The organism is Nocardiopsis sp. NPDC007018, assembly GCF_040635075.1.
Taxonomy (GTDB): Bacteria; Actinomycetota; Actinomycetes; order Streptosporangiales; family Streptosporangiaceae; genus Nocardiopsis.
Genome location: NZ_JBEYHA010000005.1, coordinates 35,574 through 51,580, shown reverse-complemented (window position 1 = coordinate 51,580; position 16,007 = coordinate 35,574). Strand labels below are relative to the sequence as shown.

Sequence of the window (16,007 nt, the reverse complement as noted above, 5' to 3'; positions counted from 1 at the left end):
TCCACTGCCGTGCATTAGCGGTATACCACTAACCCGGCCAAGGGAACACCCGGTCTCGGTGCGGAACCGGGGCCGTGGATCGCAGGTCGGGCGCCTACCTGCGGGTGCGGGTGCGGGTGACGTCCACCGGGTCGAACCGCTCCCACGTGTCGGCCACCGTCAGCGTGGGCTCGAGCCCTGCCGCGATGTGCGCGCGGTACAGGGCCGCCGCGCCGTCGCCGTCACCGGCCTCGACGAGTTCGAGCAGGCGGACGTGCTCCTCGCGCTGCTCCCGGGTGTCGCGGTGCCGGGTGAGATGGAAGAGCCACTGCACGCGGGAGTCCAGCGGCGCCATCATCCGCTGGAGGAGCGGGTTGCCGCACGCGGCGACCACGGCCCGGTGGAAACCCGCGTTCGCGGCGGCGGTGGCGGACTCGTCGTCCGCCTTCAGCGCGTGTTCGGCGTCGTCCAGGAGGGAGCGCATCCGCCGCAGGTCGGCGTCGGTGCGCCGGGCGGCGGCCAGGCGCGCGGCCAGGGTCTCCAGCTCCTCGCGCACCTCGAACAGCCGCACGATGTCCTCACGGGACCAGCTCGCCACCATGGCCCCCTGCCGGGGCACCAGCACCACCAGCCCCTCGGCCTCCAACAACCGCAGGGCCTCGCGCAGGGGCACCCGTGAGACGCCGAGCTCGGCCGACGCCTCGCGCTCGGTGATCCGGTGGCCGGGAGGCAGCTCCAGGTCCATGATGCGCGACCTGAGCTCGTGGTGGACCCGGTCGCGCAGGGACGGGGCTCGGGAGGGCTCGGGCAGCATCCCCCCATCGTAGGCACTCCCCCTCATGCGGGGGCGTGCCTGCCGGGACCGCCCCCGCGGGTGCGCGGCGGGGGCGGCGCCGGGTCAGGCGTTCGTGGAGGAGTCCCCCGTGGACGCGGGCCCTCCGGCGGCGGCCTCCACCCCGGAGGTCTCCACACTGTCGTCCCGCCCGGCGGTCTCCTCGGCCTCCTGGAGCTCGGCCCGGGCCGAGACCCCGCGGAGCTTGCCGATCAGGCTCCGCATCAGGAAGTAGAGGCACACGCCGATCGCGAAGATGGCGAGGAAGCCCAGGACACCGGGTGTGACGGTGTCCTTGTCCAGTGCGAAGTCCTGGGCGACCGTCGTGGTGGACGCGAGAAGGGTGTTCATGCCACTCATACTCTCATCGACTCGCGCACACCCGCGAAGAGGTCCTTCTCAGGGACCTCGGTGTCCACGAGGGACCGGACCAGGTGGTAGTCCTCGGTCGGCCAGGCCTCGGCCACGACCTCGTTGGGCACGGCGAACCAGAAGCCGTCCGGGTCGATCTGGGTCGCGTGCGCCTTGAGCGCCTCGTGCGCCGTGTCGAAGTACTCACTGCAATGGACGCGGGTGGTGATGTCCCAGCGCGGGCGCTCCCGGTCCTTGAGGCGCTCCATCCACTCCGCGAAGGGGTTGTCCAGACCGCGATCGGCCAGGATGCGCGCGAGGGCCTCGAACCGCTCGGGCGGGAACGAGACGAAGTAGTAGAGCTTGAGGGGCTGCCACGGGTCGCCGGAGCCCGGGTAGGCGTCCGGCTCGGCGGCGGCGTCGAAGGCGTGCATCGACACCTGGTGCGTCATGATGTGGTCGGGGTGCGGGTAACCACCGTTCTCGTCATAGGTCAGGATGACGTGCGGACGGAACCGGCGGATCGCGGCCACCAGGGGTTCGGCGGCCTCCTCCACGGGAAGGGTCGCGAAGCAGCCCTCGGGAAGCGGGGGGAGGGGGTCGCCCTCGGGCAGGCCGGAGTCGACGAAACCGGCGAACTCCTGCTCGACACCGAGGATCTCGCGGGCCCGGTTCATCTCCTCACGGCGCACCTCGGCGATGTTCTCGCGGACCTCGGGGCGTTCCATCGCCGGGTTGAGGATGTCTCCGCGTTCGCCACCGGTCATGGTGACGACCAGCACGTCGGCACCCTCTCGGGCGTAGCGGGCCATGGTGGCCGCGCCCTTGCTGGACTCGTCATCGGGATGGGCATGGACGGCCATAAGCCGCAGGCGCTCGGACAACGAAGGCTTCTCCTTGGCTCGGTCGACGGCCACTGCACGCGGCTGTCCGACGCCACCCCGGGTCACGGCGTGGACGACTCACGTGCGGGCCGCGTAGGGGGGCTGTCAGGTCGGGGATATCTTAGACAACACCGTCCCCTCGCTCGGAGATTCCCAATGTCAGCGACCCCGGAAGATGATGCCGTGAACAGTGCCGACACCGCGCCAGCGCTACGCAAGCGCCACGGCAACGGGCCCGTCTTCTTCGTCGTCGCGACCATCTTCGCCGTGGCCGTCAGCATCGGCTGGGGCTACTCCGTCATGAACTACACCGGGCTGAGCGGCGGCGTGTACCACCAGGTGATCGCGGTGACCGCGCCGACCGGGAGCGAGGCCCGGATCGACTTCGAGGTCAACAGCAAGAACGGGGCCGAGTGCCTGATCCGCGCCCTGGACGCCCAGATGGTCGAGGTCGGCACGGAGCGGATCGAGGTCGAGGGCGGGAACCGAATGGTCAGCCAGACCGTTGAAACGGTTCGTCAGGCTTCCACGGTAGAAGTGGCCTCGTGCAGGGAACAAGGTTCGCAGGACTGATCAACCGAGCTTTCCCCCTGTTCGGCACAGGTATCCGGAGCGGCTCCCGAGACACGCGTCACCGGTGTGCGATCGCGCACGGTGATATTCTCGTGAGTTCAGCTCTGGCCGCCTGGTGGCCATTGCTACGAGTACACAAGGAGTTCCCGTGACCCAGACCCGCGATGACAACGTCACCTGGCTCACCCAGGAGGCGTATGACCGGCTCAAGGGAGAGCTGGACCACCTGTCGGGGACCGGGCGTATCGAGATCGCGGAGAAGATCGAGGCCGCTCGGGAAGAGGGTGACCTGAAGGAGAACGGCGGCTACCACGCCGCCAAGGAGGAGCAGGGCAAGATGGAGGCCCGCATCCTCCAGCTCACCGAGATCCTGCGCACCGCGCGGGTCGGCGAGGCGCCCCGTACCGAGGGCGTGGTCGGCCCCGGCATGACCGTCACCGTCAGGTTCGACGGCGACGACGAGGAGGTCACCTTCCTGCTCGCCTCGCGTGAGGAGAGCGGCTCCCCCATCGACGTGTACTCCCCCAAGTCCCCGCTCGGCTCCGCCATCAACGGCAAGGGCGTCGGTGAGACGGTCAGCTACAACCTGCCCAACGGCAAGAGCCTCGGCGTGGAGATCATCGAGGCGGTTCCCTACAGCGGTATGTGACACACCGCCGTGGCACCACCGGGCGGACCAGGAACGTAGTACGGCAGGGGCGGCTTCGGCCGCCCCTGCCGTATGCCCGGCCCCCTACTCCGTGACGCACTCGGGGGCGTCGGCACCGCCCACGGCGAAGGCCGCCGGAACGTAGTGGTCCTCGCCGATCCGGTACCAGACGTCGGAGGCTCCGGCGGGTCCGGCGGCCCGGTCACCGGTGGTGCGGCAGGCCACGTCCACGTTGGCCTTGTGGGCGGCCTGGCCCACGGTGTCGTGGTCGGTGCCGGGACCCTCCCGCACGATCACGGGGTCCGCGCCGGTGGCGGTGGTGATCTCGGCGCGGTGACGGTATTCGGCGGTCCACAGGTAGTCGACCCGCACCCACGCGTTGGTGGGGAGCTGGAGGCCCTCGTTGAAGGCCCCGTCGGCGAGGTCGATGCCGGCCGGATTGAGCACCCGGCGGCCGAACCCGTCGAGGCCGCCGTTGTGACTCTCGGTGTAGGCGGCCTGCGCCTGGGGGCGGCCCCGGTCCAGGTCGCGCCAGGACTCGCGGTCGTCGTTCCAGTGGTCGTCGGTGATGTTCCAGGGGCCCACGTCCCACACGGGCAGGTAGGAGCAGCGGGGCTCGTGGTTCTCGGTGTCACCGCTGGCGCCGGGCCCCAGGGCGCCGGTGCTGCACACCCGGACGGTGTACTCGCCGCCGCCCCGGGTGGCCAGGCCCCGGCGGGAGGGCAGGGCCACGAACTGGTCGTCGGGCCGGACGGTGTGCCCGTTGGCGGTCTTGTTGCCGACCAGGCCGATGCGGGTGGCGAACAGGCGGGCCGAGAACGGGCGGGGGACGTCGTCGTCCCGGGCCTCGTCCTGGGTGTCCTCCCCGGCCCCGTCGGTTCCGGTGGCCCCGGCGGGCTCGTCCGTCCCGGTGGACTCCACCGGGCGCACCCGCACCTCGGTGACCGAGGTCGCCTCGTCCCGCTCCTGCGGCCCGTCTCCGCCGACCACCTCGGACTCCACCCCCACTCTCAGCTGCACCTCCGCGACCGGTTCCGGCAGGGTCACCCTGCCTCCGCCGACCCCAGTGGGGTGCCACTCCGTCCACATCCCGTCGGAGCGCACGCCCCGTGCCTCGGTGAGGACCTCCTCGGCGTCGCCCGTGACGCGCACGTCGACGTCGAGGGTGTCGGTGGCCCCGTCCAGCTCCTGACCGGGAAAGGTCGCCAGCCCCGCACGGCGTTGCGCGGGGTCCAGACGCGGCGAGGCGCCGAGGTCGGTGGACCGGCCGGTGTTCAGACGCAGCGCTCCGGAGTCCAGGGACAGGCCGATCCGGTCCGCCGAGGTCAGGTCCTGCTCCATCCAGGCGGACTCGGCGGCCAGCGCTGGGGTGGGTGTCGCCAGCGGAGCCAGGAGGGCGAACGCCCCGAGGGCAACGAGGGACGTGGTCGTGCGCCGGTTGTCGGCCATCGTTCCTTCTCTCACCAAGCACGCAAGTGATGAAAACGCAGTCACTCTTAGTAATCACCCTGGTGTGCGCACACTCAAGCAGGTTGGTCAGGGTGTTGGTGATCCGAGGGTAAAAGTCCGACTTGACCCGACGCCCGGCGGTCAGGCCCCGAACGCCAGCAGACAGGCCGTGAAGCCGTGCACGTGGTTTACCCCCGCGACCGGGCCGATCTCACCCGCCGCGAACAGGCCCGCCACCGGACCGGCTCCCAGGACGCGCCGCACCGCCAGGACGTCGTGGTCGGCCTGGGAGAACAGCGCCTCCCCCCGGCCTTGGCACGAGAACAACAGTCCCGCGGCCACCGCGTGCTCGGCGCCGAACTCCGCCAGTTTGCGCGCGAGGTCCTCGTCCGCCGTCCCCGCGTCCCGCACCTGGAAGCGGACGGTCTGGCCCACCTCCACCATCTCGTCAATGGTGAGCGCGCCCAGCTCCGGGTCGGCGCCGTTGAGCGTGCGGATGAGGAAGTCGCCCTGTTCGTGCTGGTCGGCGTACTCGTCCATCGCGATCCCGATGTGCAGGCCCCGCGCGGCCAGCTCGCGGTCCTTCTCGGGCAGCTCCTCCACCAGGGCCTCCAACCGCTCGTAGGCGTTGGTCCCGGCCAGCTCCAGCACGAGGTTGCCCTCGGCCTTGGTGATGGTCATGTTCGGCCCCACCGGGCGGCACCCCTGGCTGACCACCGTTCCCAGCACCCCCTCACCGCCGACGAGCACTCCCACGGCTCCGTTGGGGGCCACCTCGCCCTCGCAGAACAGCCGCACGGAGTCCTCCCCGCGCAGCCCGTCCGCCATCGCCCCGACCAGCGGGAGCCCGCCGAGGGCCTCGGTAGTTTCACGGACGAACGCCTGGGTGGGGAACTCGTAGGGGTTGGTGAGCAGGATGCCGACCCGGTCACGCGGCGACGGTTCGCGCATACCCACCACGGCCAGCTGGTCGCCCTCGACCACGGTGTCCAGGTGGAAGGGGGTCAGCTCGACCCCGGGCAGGCGGGCGCACCACACGCTCACCGCGCCCTGGCCCTCGACGCCCCGGCCTGCGCCGAACACGCCGGTGGCGCTGCACCCCAGGGTGAGGGCGTCCCCGGCCAGTTCCATGACCCGTCTCCCGGCCAGGGTGACCTCGTCCGGGTCGGCCCCGCTCACGAAGAAACAGACCAGGTCGGCGGGGCCGTCCACCTGTTCCAGGGCCTGGAGGACGGCTCGCTCGCCCGCGTTCACGAGGTCGGCCCCCGTCGTCAGTGCATCGCCGAACCTAGCCACCAGCCGCCACCCCCGCCTTCACCGGCCACCTGGACCGGGCCTGGGAACCCTGTCGTCCCATTCTTCCATCCGACTCCCAACAGGGGCTATCCACCAGAGGAACCCTCAAACGCCCCCGTCCCGGCGAACGCCCCTTCGGTCCCGGCCCGCCCGAGGCGGCCGAGGGCGGTCGGGCACGCCCTACACTCCCCCTTGTGACCCATGCCGCACCTGTCCCGAGCGGGCTCCCGCGCACGCGCGCCGCGCTGCGCGAGTCCGGCCACGTCCACCGTTCCACCACGGCGGAGGTACGTGAGAACCTGCTGGCCCGGATGGCCTCGGGCGGCCCCCGCTTCCCCGGTGTGCACGGGTTCGACGCCACCGTGCTCCCCCAGCTGGAGCGCGCGCTGATCGCCGGACACGACATCGTGCTGCTGGGCGAGCGCGGCCAGGGCAAGACGCGGCTGATCCGTACCGTGGCCGGTCTGCTCGACGAATGGAGCCCCGTGGTGGAGGGCTGCCCGGTCAACGACCACCCCTACGCCCCGGTCTGTCCCGCCTGCCTGCGCCGGAGCGCGACCGAGGACGACGCCCTCCCGGTGACCTGGCGGCACCGCGAAGCCCGGTACGGCGAGAAACTGGCCACCCCCGACACCGGCACCGCCGAGCTGATCGGCGACGTCGACCCGGCCAGGATCGCGGAGGGGCGTTCGCTCGGTGATCCGGAGACCGTCCACTACGGCCTCCTGCCCCGCGCCAACCGGGGCGTGTTCTGCGTCAACGAGCTCCCCGACCTGCCCGCGCGCGCCCAGGTGGCCCTGTTCAACGTCCTGGAGGAGCGCGACCTCCAGGTACGCGGGTACACGCTGCGCCTGCCCCTGGACCTCCTGCTGGTGGCCAGCGCCAACCCCGAGGACTACACGAGCCGGGGGCGCATCGTCACCCCGCTCAAGGACCGGTTCGGCGCCCAGGTGCGCACCCACTACCCGCCCGGTCTCGACGACGAACTGGCGCTGGTCCGGCAGGAGGCGGACCTGCCCCCGGGCACGACCGTCCCCTCGCACCTACTGGAGGCCGTGGTGCGCTTCGCCCGACTCGTGCGCGCCTCCAACCGGGTGGACCAGCGCTCGGGGGTCTCGGTGCGGTTCACCGTGGCGGCCGCCGAGACCCTGGCGGCGTCGGCGCTGCGCCGGGCCGCGCTGACCGGTGAGGAGGTCCCCGTGGCCCGGGTCTGCGACCTGGCGGGCGTCCCCGAACCCCTGGTGGGCAAGGTGGAGTTCGAGACGGGGTCGGAGGGGCGCGAGGCGGCGGTCCTGGAGACCCTGCTGCGCCGGGCCGTCTCCGAGACCTTCCGGGCCCGGTTGGGCGACGCGGACCTGGAACCGCTCAGTGACCGGTTCGCGGGCGGCGGGACCGTGGAGAGCGGCGACCTCGTGGGGGCGGCCGAGCTGCTGCGCCGGGTGGGAACGGTGCCCGGCCTGGCCGGACTGTTGGAACGGGCCGCCCCCGAGGAGACCGACGGCCCTCCCACCCCGGGGCTGGCCGCGTCGGTGGTGGAGTTCGCGTTGGAGGGCCTGTACCTGGAGCGGCGGCTGTCCAAGGACACCGCCCCGGAGGGTGGTGTCTACCGCTTCTGATGAGGTTCCGGTACCGGGAGTACATGGGTGGCCCCGACCCCCTCGCCGAGCCCGACCCGCCCCCTGAGGAGGCGGTGCGGGCCGCCGAGGCTCTGGTGGGTCTGATCGCCGGGGCCCGGTCACGGGAGGACACCCCCGAAGGGGACGTCCGTGGGGCGGTGCTCGCCGCCGCCGAGGAGGCGCTGTCGGCGTACGCGGAGGGCGACCGCGACGCTCTGGGGGGCCTGGACTCCGACGCGCTGCGCGGCGTGCTGGGCCCGGCCGCCCACGGCCCGCTGGAGCGGTTGGACTCCGCCGACCACGGGCTGACCCCGCGCGAGCTGCGCAGGTTGGGCGAGGTGGCGTTGAGGGAGGTCGAGAACGCGCGGCGGACCGTGCCAGGGGGGCGTCCCGGCGGCGACGCCCCGGGCGGCGAACCGACCGGTGCGGCCGTCCCCCACGACGGTCTGGACCGGACGCTGGACGCGGTGGCGACCCTGCGCGAGGCGATGCTGCGCCGGGCCTCGCAGGGCGGTTCCCGCGCGGCGCCGCTGCGTGCGGGGGACGTCCGGTACGCGGAGACCGAACCGGCCGGCGCGGCCGCCGTGTGCCTGCTCGTGGACCTGTCCCACTCGATGGTCACGCGCGGCCTGCACGAGGCCGCCGTCCGTACGGCGCTGGCCCTGCACACCCTGGTGCGCACCCGGCACCCCGAGGACCGGGTGCTCCTGGTCGGGTTCGGCGACCACGCCCGGGAGATGTCCCCCGCCGACCTCGTGGAGCACGACTGGCGCCGGGTGCCCGGCACCAACCTCCAGCACGGGCTGCGCCTGGCCCGGCGGCACCTGCGCCGCCACCGGGGGCTGCTGCCGATGGTGCTGGTCGTCACCGACGGCGAGCCCACCGCCCACCTGGGCGAGGACGGGGACGCGCGGTTCTCCTGGCCGCCCGCGCCGCGCACGGTGGAGGTCACCGCCGCGGAGTTGGACTGCGTACTGGGCGAGGGCGCCGGGGTGACGTTCTTCCTGCTCGCGGACGACCCCCGCCTGCGGGGGTTCCGGGAGCTCCTCGAACGCCGCCGCGGGGTGGGCGTGGTGGACGCGGGCGCCGACGCCCTGGGGCCGCTGGTCGTCGACCGGTACCTGCGGCGGCGGTCCGGGCCCTGAACGCGCGGGGCGGTGCGCGGCCGGTCACCGCGCGGGCTGCACCGGGCTTGCGGCGGTCGGGGCGGTCAGTGGTCGAAGACGCTGACGCCGGAGTCCAGCACCGGTAGCTCGTCGGGGGCGTCGCCGCCCGCGTACAGGAGCTGGTGGCGGTTGGCCGGCATGAGCGCCTCCGTGTAGCGCAGCGGACGCTGCCCCTGGTAGGTGACCCGTTCCTGGACCAACAGCGGGATGCCGGGCCCCAGCCCGAAGGCGTCGGCCTCGTCCTGGGAGGGCATGCGCGCCCCCACCACGTCCCAGTTCCATTCCTCGTGGAATCCGAGCTCGCGCAGGACGGCGCCGATCCCGCCCTCCAGGTATTCGGGGGACATCAGCGGGGTGTTGTTGGCGATCCCGAACGGGAAGTACGTGACGTGGGACTGCCAGAGACCGCCGTCCACGAAGTGCTCCGAGGACCGGATGACGACCAGTCCCCCGCTGGCGGCCCGGCCGTCCGCGGCGTCGACCAGTCGCTTGGCCACCTTCGGGCGCATGGTGTCCAGGCTGACCTTGACCTTCTCGTCGATGTCGCCGAATCCGGCCCGCCGCAGGCGGTCGCGGGAGCCGAGGTCGAAGCGGGAGGGGTCGTCCGTACCGTCGGGGGTGGCCTTGTGCGTGACCGGGTGGTGGTCGGAGACGAAGGCTCCCCGGCCGACGCGGATGGAGACCCGGCCCTCGTCCTGGAGGATGCGCATCCCCAGGCGCGCGGTGGCCCGGGAGACGTCGAGCTCGTCGGCGAGTTCCTCCTCGCCGGGCAGCCGGTCGCCCGGGCGGTAGTCACCCCTGGCCAGCGCCTCCCGCAGGTAGTCGGCGACCACGGTCTTCTTCGTCGCGCTCATTGGCTTGTCAGTCCCGGTGGTAGGCCTGGAGGTTACCGTGCTCGAACTGGTAGCGGATGCTGTGCCCCGCGTGGACAGTGTGCACCATCCGTAGCGGTCGCTCGTCGGAGTAGTCGGTGCGGTTCACGTTGAGGACCGGGACTCCGGGCGGGAGTTCGAGCTCGGAGGCCTCCTGAGGGGTGGGCATGCGCGTCTCCAGCTCGTCCACGTAGCCGACCTGGCGGTGGCCGTGCTCCAGGAGCACGGCCAGGGCGCTCCCGACGTTCTCGGGGAGCATCAGCGAGGTGCCCTGGACCAGGTCGACCGGGTAGTGGGCGGAGCTGATCGATCCGGACCGCTCGCCGGAGAAGCGGTGCATGCGCCGGACCACCGTCATCTCCCCCTCCGGGACCCGGAGGCGGCTGGCGATGTCGGGGGTGGCGCTGAGCAGTTGGAGCTCCTCCAGGGTCAGGCCGCTCATGTTGAACTCGTTGAGCCCCTCCGGGCCGCCCGTCTTGCGGGTGGCGTAGAAGATCTCGGGGACCACGTCCTGGACGAAGTGTCCGCGCCCGGGCCTGCTGACGATGAGGCCCTGGTTGCGCAGCATGCCCAGGGCGAGGCGGATGGTGTTGCGGGAGGCCTCGAAGCGCTCCTCCAGCTGCTTCTCCGAGGGGAGTTGGCCGCCCAGGGGGAGGCTCCGGTCCTGGATCTCCCGTCGCAGGACACGGGCGATCTGTCGGTATCTGCTCTCTGCCCGCATGAGTCCGCCCTAGGAGGGGTAGAAGACCAACAACACAGCTTGTACCAACAAGCTAAGTGCTACACCAGCCAAACAGCTCTGACTGGTTCTCATGAACCATCCTAAAGGAAGGTGACCCTCAGTACAGGGCACACCGGCCCCCAGAACCGGAGACCGACAGCATGCGACAGCCCCTCCAGGACCACCCGCCCCATACCGGCAGAGGAACACGGCACCAGTGATCCCCGGCACCACCCTCCCCCTGTACGGCAGGGGGCCCACCAGGAACTGACCACCCGCCTACGCGAAGGACTTCCCCATGAACATCGCGTTCGTCATCCTCATCCTCGCCGCCCTGTTCCTGACCGCCCTCGCGGTCGGCTTCCTCCTCGCCGTCTCCATCGGCATCCGCCGCGCGGACCGCGGCGGCACCTACCGCTCCCTGCGCCGGAGCGACGACGACAACGCCCTCACCCGCTCCAGCCGGGCCGTGGTCGGCCTGCGCTTCCGGGGCCAGGGCCCGGGCGACCTCCCCGACCGCGGCCGTACCCCCACCGCCGTCTGACCCCGGCACGTACGAGGGCACCGCCCCCGAGCACCATCGACGCGGAGGCCGCGACGGGCCCGGCACACGGCCGGGGCACCCGCGCGGCGTGGCGCGGGCACCCCCGCCGGGGGTCGCCCCGCAGGACCCACCCCGAAGGTCAGCCCTCCAGGGCCTGGGTCAGGTCCGCCACGAGGTCGTCACCGGACTCGATGCCCACGGAGATCCGCACCAGGTCGGCCGGGACCTCCAGCGCCGAGCCCGCCGTGGACGCGTGCGTCATCCGGCCCGGGTGCTCGATCAGCGACTCCACACCGCCCAGGGACTCACCCAGGGTGAACACCTTCGTCCGCTCGCACAGGTCCAGCGCGGCCTGCTCACCGCCCCTGAGCGTGAACGAGACCATGCCGCCGAAGGCGCGCATCTGCCGTTCGGCGATCTTGTGCCCCGGGTGGGTGTCCAGGCCCGGGTAGTAGACCCGCCCGACCGCCGGGTGGCCCTCCAGCGCGGCCACCACGCGCTCGGCGTTCTCGCTGTGGCGGTCCATGCGCACGCCCAGGGTCTTGACCCCGCGCAGCGTCAGCCAGGCGTCGAAGGGGCCCGCGACGGCGCCCATGGTGTTCTGGTGGAAGGCCAGCCGCTCGCCGAGCTCGGCGTCGGCCACGACCAGCGCGCCGCCGACCACGTCGGAGTGGCCCCCGACGTACTTGGTCGTGGAGTGCACGACCACGTCGGCGCCCAGGGTGAGCGGCCGCTGGAGGTAGGGCGAGGCGAAGGTGTTGTCCACCACGTGCAGGGCGTCGGCCTCGTGGGCGATCTGCGCGACCGTCTCGATGTCGGTGATGCCCAGGAGGGGGTTGGTGGGCGTCTCCGTCCACACCACGCGGGTGTTGGGGCGGACGGCGTCGCGGACCGCGTCGACGTCGGTCTGGTCGACGGCGTCCCAGGTGACGCCCCAGCGCTCGACCACCTTGGAGATGAGCCGGAACGTGCCACCGTAGGCGTCGCCGGGGATGATGATGTGGTCGCCCGGGGAGAGGACCGTGCGCAGGAGGGTGTCCTCGGCGGCCATGCCGGAGGCGAAGGCCAGGCCCCGGGCACCGGACTCCAGGGCGGCCAGGCACTCCTCCAGCGCGGTGCGGGTGGGGTTCTTGGTGCGGGAGTACTCGTAGCCCTGCCGCATCCCGCCCACGCCGTCCTGGGCGTAGGTACTCGTCTGGTAGATCGGCACAACCACGGCACCGGTACCGGCGTCCGGCTCCTGCCCCGCGTGGATGGCCAGCGTTTCAAAACCGTCGAACTTCATGGGGCCACCCTAGTGCCCCGGGACCGCCCGGAACCCGTTGTCAACAGGCATATCTCAGGATGTGGTCGTCTTCTCGCGCGTCGCGGCCGCGCGCGCGGCGACCGATGCCGACACGGAGCCCTCCGAGGCGCCGCGGGCCCCGGGAGCCTCCCGCGCGGACGGTCCGTCAGGCCGGGGGGAAACGGGTCGGCGACCCCGGTTCGGGGGGCTCGGCGGGAACCTCGGGCGGCAACCCCGTCACCGGAGTGGGGACCCGGGTGGGGGTCCCGGTCTCGCGCAGGGGCGGGTCCCATCCGAGCTCGGTGTCGTGGGTGCGCACGACCTTGCCGGGGACGCCCGCGATGACCGCGTGGTCGGGGTAGGTGCCCGGTCGCACGACCGTACCGGCCGCCACCACGGAGTTCCTGCCCAGGTGCACACCGGGCAGGATCACGCAGTTGGCGCCGAGCCAGCTACCGTCGCCGATGCTCACCGGATCGTCCACCGGCCACTGGAGGCCCACGGGGATGTCGGTGTTGGCGTAGGCGTGGTTCTGGTCGGTGATGTAGACGTAGGGGCCGGTGTACACGTGGTCGCCGATGTCCACCGAGCGGTGCGCCACGATGTGCGAGCCGCGTCCGATGGCGCACCCGGAGCCGATCCGCACCACCGTGCCCTCGCCGAGGTCGTAGTCGGGGCCCATCCCAGCGGCGAGGGTCATGTCCCCGCCCAGCACGGTGTGGACGCCGATCTCGATCCACGGCTCGCCGTAGACCGTCGCCGTGGGGAAGGCGATCGCCGATCCCGCGCCGAAGCGCGCGAACCTGCGGGCCGCCCGGGAGTCGGCTCGGATCTCTCCGTGACTGCGCGCGTACGACCAGGCGGAGCGGATGATCCAGTTGAGGAGCCGCGACACGGGTGCACCTACTTATTACCGGCCAGTACGTACTGACGCGAACATTAGCAGTGTCCGAGTATGCGGCACCCTGTCCGGTACCGGGACCCCGGGGCCCGAACCGCGCTCGGAACCCCGGGGAGGCCGACTCAGCCCGACAGGTGGGCCAGCAGGTCCTGCCTGGTGAGGATGCCCACAGGCTTGCCGTCGCGCAGCACCACCAGCGCGCCGGAGGTGCGCAGGAGGCGGACGCAGTCGCTGACCGGGGTACCGGTGCCCACCGTGGCCAGCGGCTTGCCCATGTGCGTCTCGACGAGGTCGTCGAGCTCCGCCCGGCCGTCGAACAGCGCGTCAAGGAGGTCGCGCTCGGCGATCGAGCCGACCACCTCGGCCGCCATGACGGGCGGCTCCTCCTTCATCACCGGCAGCTGGGAGACCCCGTACTCGCGCATGATCGCCACGGCGGTGCCGACCGTCTCGTCCGGGTGGCTGTGCACGAAGTCGGGCATACCGCCCTCCTTGTCCGCGAGCACCTGCCCCGCGGTGGCCTCCTCGGTGTCGGCGGACAGGAAGCCGTAGTCGGCCATCCACTCGTCGTTGAAGATCTTGCCGAGGTAACCGCGCCCGCCGTCCGGAAGCAGCACGACGATGACGTCGTCGGGACCGGCGTCCTTGGCCACCCGCAGCGCCGCCTCCACAGCCAGGCCGCAGGAACCGCCCACCAGGAGGCCCTCCTCCTTGGCCAGGCGGCGCGTCATCAGGAAGGAGTCCTTGTCGCTGACCGGAACGATCTCGTCGCAGATCGCCGTGTCGTAGGTGCCGGGCCAGATGTCCTCGCCCACTCCCTCGACCAGGTACGGGCGGCCGCTGCCGCCCGAGTACACCGAGCCCTCCGGGTCGGCGCCGACCACCTGCACGGCCCCCTTCGAGACCTCCTTGAGGTAGCGACCGGTGCCGCTGATGGTGCCGCCGGTGCCGATGCCCGCCACGAAGTGGGTGATCCGGCCCTCGGTCTGGTCCCACAGCTCGGGGCCCGTGGAGTGGTAGTGCGACTCCGGGTTGTTCTCGTTCTCGTACTGGTTCGGCTTCCACGCCCCGGGGATCTCGGCCGCGAGCCGGTCCGAGACCGAGTAGTAGGAGTCGGGGTGCTCCGGAGCGACGGTGGTCGGGCAGACCACGACCTCCGCTCCGTAGGCGCGCAGCACCGACAGCTTGTCCGGCCCGACCTTGTCGGGGCAGACGAAGACGCAGCGGTACCCCTTCTCCTGCGCCACCAGGGCCAGGCCGATACCGGTGTTGCCCGAGGTGGGCTCGACGATCGTGCCGCCCGGCCCGAGCTCACCGCTCTTCTCGGCCGCCTCCACCATGCGCAGTGCGATGCGGTCCTTGACCGACCCACCGGGGTTGAAGTACTCGACCTTGGCCAGGATCGTCGGGGCCAACCCCTCGGTGACCTTCCGAAGACGGACCAAGGGGGTGTCTCCGACCAGGTCGATCAGTGAATCGTGTACCCGCAACTTCGCTCCTTCGCATCGTGGCGACCGGGTCTTCGGCCCGCCCTGTGTGGTGTCCCCGGTGACGCCCGAGGCAGGTGGGACCGGTCCGGCTCCCACATGCAGACTCTAAGCCGATTTCGCCGTCGGCGCGCCGCTCACCTGGTTCAAGGCCCCGATGAGCGGTGTGGACCGGTCCGTACCGGTCCGCCGATTCGTCGGTACGCCGTACCGGACCGGTCCGACTTCGGTGGCGCCCGCGCCCCGATGGTGTGTCGTCCGGGTACGTGACCCCGGACCGGCCCGCCGGTACCGTCGGGAAGGAGGTCAGGGGCGGGGCGGACACTGCGGGGGGTACCGATGCTGCGAGCCGCGCGGGCACGGCGCATCGCCGCCGCCACCGCGTTCGGCGGGGGCGGGCTCACTCTGGTGGGCGGTGGCACCGTCGCGCTGCTCTACCTCCAGGCCCGGCTGGCCAAGAACGCGATCGGCCGCACCGCCTGGGACCGCCCCAGGGCCGACGGGACCTACGGCGAGGGACCGGGCCCGGCCCTGCGCCTGCTGATGCTCGGCGACTCCACCGCCGCCGGCTTCGCCGTGAGCGAGGCGTGGCAGACCCCGGGCGCGCTGCTCGCGGCGGGCGTCTCCGCCGCCGCCGAGCGCCCGGTGCTCCTGCGCTGCACCGCCACCCCGGGAGCCACCTCCGCGGACCTGGACGCCCAGGTGGAGCGGGCCGGTGCGCGCGAGCCGGGAAGGCGTTACGACGTCGCGGTGGTCTTCGTGGGCGCCAACGACGTCATCCGCCGGGTCCGTCCCAACGACGCCGTGGCCGCCCTGCGCGAGGTCTCCGCCGAACTGGTGGGGCTCGGCACACCCGTGGTGGTCGCGACCTGCCCCGACCTCGGCACCGTCCGGCCCATCGGCTGGCCGCTGCGGTCGGTGGCCCGACGCGCCTCCCGGCAGCTGGCGGCCGCGCAGACCATCGCGGTGACGGAGGCGGGCGGGCGCACCGTCTCCCTGAGCGACGTCCTCGCCGACGACTTCCGGGCCGACCCCGGCTCCATGTTCGGCCCGGACCGGTTCCACCCGTCCGCACGCGGGTACGCCCAGGCCGCCCTGGTGGTCCTGCCCTCCGCCTGTTCCGCCCTGGGGTTGCTGCCCGAGCTCGACGAGGCCGACCGCACCGAGGGCGTCCTGCCGGTGGACCGCGCGGCCGTGGTCGCCGCGCAGACCCCCGGCACGGAGGTCTCCCCCGCCTCCGACCAGGCACCGACCGGGGCGCACGGACGCTGGGCCGCGCTGGTCCGGGGCCCCTTCCGCACCAGGGGCGGGGCCCGCCCGGCGCCGCCCGCCCCCACCGGGGACGAGGACGCGCCAACGACGACCCCGGATGGCGCGGAGGGGCACCGGACGGGTTAACTGG

General features: G+C 72.3%; 16 protein-coding genes. 6 read left to right on the top strand and 10 right to left on the bottom strand.

The window, feature by feature from the left end; genetic code table 11:
* Positions 1–94 precede the first annotated feature (94 nt).
* From ABZ635_RS03975 to mca, 3 genes are all read right to left on the bottom strand, one after another.
* The gene (locus tag ABZ635_RS03975; RefSeq protein ID WP_357758516.1) at positions 95–793 is read right to left on the bottom strand and encodes a GntR family transcriptional regulator; all 699 of its coding nucleotides are present in this window, start codon (positions 791–793) and stop codon (positions 95–97) included.
* Between the two features lie 84 nt (positions 794–877).
* A complete protein-coding gene (locus tag ABZ635_RS03970) occupies positions 878–1,162 on the bottom strand; it encodes a hypothetical protein (RefSeq protein WP_357758514.1) in 285 nt (94 codons plus the stop codon).
* A 5-nt stretch (positions 1,163–1,167) separates the two neighbouring features.
* Positions 1,168–2,046, bottom strand: coding sequence for a mycothiol conjugate amidase Mca (gene mca, locus ABZ635_RS03965; RefSeq protein WP_357758511.1), 879 nt, complete (start codon positions 2,044–2,046; stop codon positions 1,168–1,170).
* A 156-nt stretch (positions 2,047–2,202) separates the two neighbouring features.
* Between mca and ABZ635_RS03960 the strand changes: the two genes are divergently transcribed.
* On the top strand, positions 2,203–2,619 hold the full coding sequence (locus ABZ635_RS03960) for a DUF4307 domain-containing protein (protein WP_357758508.1): 417 nt from the start codon (positions 2,203–2,205) through the stop codon (positions 2,617–2,619).
* 148 nt (positions 2,620–2,767) lie between these two features.
* Positions 2,768–3,268, top strand: a complete 501-nt coding sequence (gene greA / locus ABZ635_RS03955) for a transcription elongation factor GreA (RefSeq protein ID WP_357758505.1) — start codon at positions 2,768–2,770, stop codon at positions 3,266–3,268.
* Between the two features lie 84 nt (positions 3,269–3,352).
* On the opposite strand, the gene ABZ635_RS03950 is transcribed toward greA, so the two are convergent.
* Together ABZ635_RS03950 and ABZ635_RS03945 are read right to left on the bottom strand one after the other, a co-directional pair.
* Entirely contained in the window at positions 3,353–4,717 is a 1,365-nt protein-coding gene (locus ABZ635_RS03950; RefSeq protein ID WP_357758502.1) for a hypothetical protein, read from the bottom strand.
* 141 nt (positions 4,718–4,858) lie between these two features.
* Positions 4,859–6,013 carry an FIST N-terminal domain-containing protein gene (locus ABZ635_RS03945; RefSeq protein ID WP_357758499.1) on the bottom strand — a complete coding sequence of 385 codons (1,155 nt, stop codon included), beginning with the start codon at positions 6,011–6,013 and terminating at the stop codon, positions 4,859–4,861.
* A 194-nt stretch (positions 6,014–6,207) separates the two neighbouring features.
* On the opposite strand from ABZ635_RS03945, the gene ABZ635_RS03940 reads away from it, so the two are divergent.
* Together ABZ635_RS03940 and ABZ635_RS03935 are read left to right on the top strand one after the other, a co-directional pair.
* Positions 6,208–7,629, top strand: coding sequence for a sigma 54-interacting transcriptional regulator (locus ABZ635_RS03940; protein ID WP_357758497.1), 1,422 nt, complete (start codon positions 6,208–6,210; stop codon positions 7,627–7,629).
* Entirely contained in the window at positions 7,629–8,774 is a 1,146-nt protein-coding gene (locus ABZ635_RS03935; protein WP_357758494.1) for a VWA domain-containing protein, read from the top strand. The genes ABZ635_RS03940 and ABZ635_RS03935 overlap by 1 nt, the downstream gene beginning before the upstream one ends.
* 65 nt (positions 8,775–8,839) lie before the next feature.
* On the opposite strand, the gene ABZ635_RS03930 is transcribed toward ABZ635_RS03935, so the two are convergent.
* Positions 8,840–9,649: a GntR family transcriptional regulator gene (locus ABZ635_RS03930; protein WP_357758491.1), complete on the bottom strand. Its 810-nt coding sequence runs from the start codon at positions 9,647–9,649 to the stop codon at positions 8,840–8,842.
* A 7-nt stretch (positions 9,650–9,656) separates the two neighbouring features.
* Positions 9,657–10,388 (bottom strand): GntR family transcriptional regulator, encoded by a 732-nt coding sequence (locus ABZ635_RS03925; RefSeq protein ID WP_357758488.1) that lies wholly within the window; start codon positions 10,386–10,388, stop codon positions 9,657–9,659.
* A gap of 298 nt (positions 10,389–10,686) precedes the next feature.
* Between ABZ635_RS03925 and ABZ635_RS03920 the strand changes: the two genes are divergently transcribed.
* A complete protein-coding gene (locus ABZ635_RS03920; protein WP_357758485.1) occupies positions 10,687–10,932 on the top strand; it encodes a hypothetical protein in 246 nt (81 codons plus the stop codon).
* A gap of 139 nt (positions 10,933–11,071) precedes the next feature.
* Here ABZ635_RS03920 and ABZ635_RS03915 read toward each other — a convergent pair whose 3' ends face one another.
* From ABZ635_RS03915 to ABZ635_RS03905, 3 genes are all read right to left on the bottom strand, one after another.
* Positions 11,072–12,217, bottom strand: coding sequence for a cystathionine gamma-synthase (locus tag ABZ635_RS03915; RefSeq protein WP_357758483.1), 1,146 nt, complete (start codon positions 12,215–12,217; stop codon positions 11,072–11,074).
* 166 nt (positions 12,218–12,383) lie between these two features.
* On the bottom strand, positions 12,384–13,112 hold the full coding sequence (locus ABZ635_RS03910) for an acyltransferase (protein ID WP_357758480.1): 729 nt from the start codon (positions 13,110–13,112) through the stop codon (positions 12,384–12,386).
* A 128-nt stretch (positions 13,113–13,240) separates the two neighbouring features.
* On the bottom strand, positions 13,241–14,608 hold the full coding sequence (locus tag ABZ635_RS03905) for a cystathionine beta-synthase (protein ID WP_357758477.1): 1,368 nt from the start codon (positions 14,606–14,608) through the stop codon (positions 13,241–13,243).
* A gap of 336 nt (positions 14,609–14,944) precedes the next feature.
* On the opposite strand from ABZ635_RS03905, the gene ABZ635_RS03900 reads away from it, so the two are divergent.
* Positions 14,945–16,003, top strand: a complete 1,059-nt coding sequence (locus ABZ635_RS03900; RefSeq protein WP_357758474.1) for an SGNH/GDSL hydrolase family protein — start codon at positions 14,945–14,947, stop codon at positions 16,001–16,003.
* Positions 16,004–16,007: the final 4 nt, after the last annotated feature.

What these genes read in the sequence shown, in the direction of transcription:
- ABZ635_RS03975 (WP_357758516.1), bottom strand. Translation starts at nt 793, where the DNA reads ATGCTGCCCGAGCCCTCCCGAGCCCCGTCCCTGCGCGACCGGGTCCAC.
- ABZ635_RS03970 (WP_357758514.1), bottom strand. Translation starts at nt 1,162, where the DNA reads ATGAACACCCTTCTCGCGTCCACCACGACGGTCGCCCAGGACTTCGCA.
- ABZ635_RS03960 (WP_357758508.1), top strand. Translation starts at nt 2,203, where the DNA reads ATGTCAGCGACCCCGGAAGATGATGCCGTGAACAGTGCCGACACCGCG.
- ABZ635_RS03950 (WP_357758502.1), bottom strand. Translation starts at nt 4,717, where the DNA reads ATGGCCGACAACCGGCGCACGACCACGTCCCTCGTTGCCCTCGGGGCG.
- ABZ635_RS03935 (WP_357758494.1), top strand. Translation starts at nt 7,629, where the DNA reads ATGAGGTTCCGGTACCGGGAGTACATGGGTGGCCCCGACCCCCTCGCC.
- ABZ635_RS03930 (WP_357758491.1), bottom strand. Translation starts at nt 9,649, where the DNA reads ATGAGCGCGACGAAGAAGACCGTGGTCGCCGACTACCTGCGGGAGGCG.
- ABZ635_RS03925 (WP_357758488.1), bottom strand. Translation starts at nt 10,388, where the DNA reads ATGCGGGCAGAGAGCAGATACCGACAGATCGCCCGTGTCCTGCGACGG.
- ABZ635_RS03920 (WP_357758485.1), top strand. Translation starts at nt 10,687, where the DNA reads ATGAACATCGCGTTCGTCATCCTCATCCTCGCCGCCCTGTTCCTGACC.
- ABZ635_RS03915 (WP_357758483.1), bottom strand. Translation starts at nt 12,217, where the DNA reads ATGAAGTTCGACGGTTTTGAAACGCTGGCCATCCACGCGGGGCAGGAG.
- ABZ635_RS03900 (WP_357758474.1), top strand. Translation starts at nt 14,945, where the DNA reads ATGCTGCGAGCCGCGCGGGCACGGCGCATCGCCGCCGCCACCGCGTTC.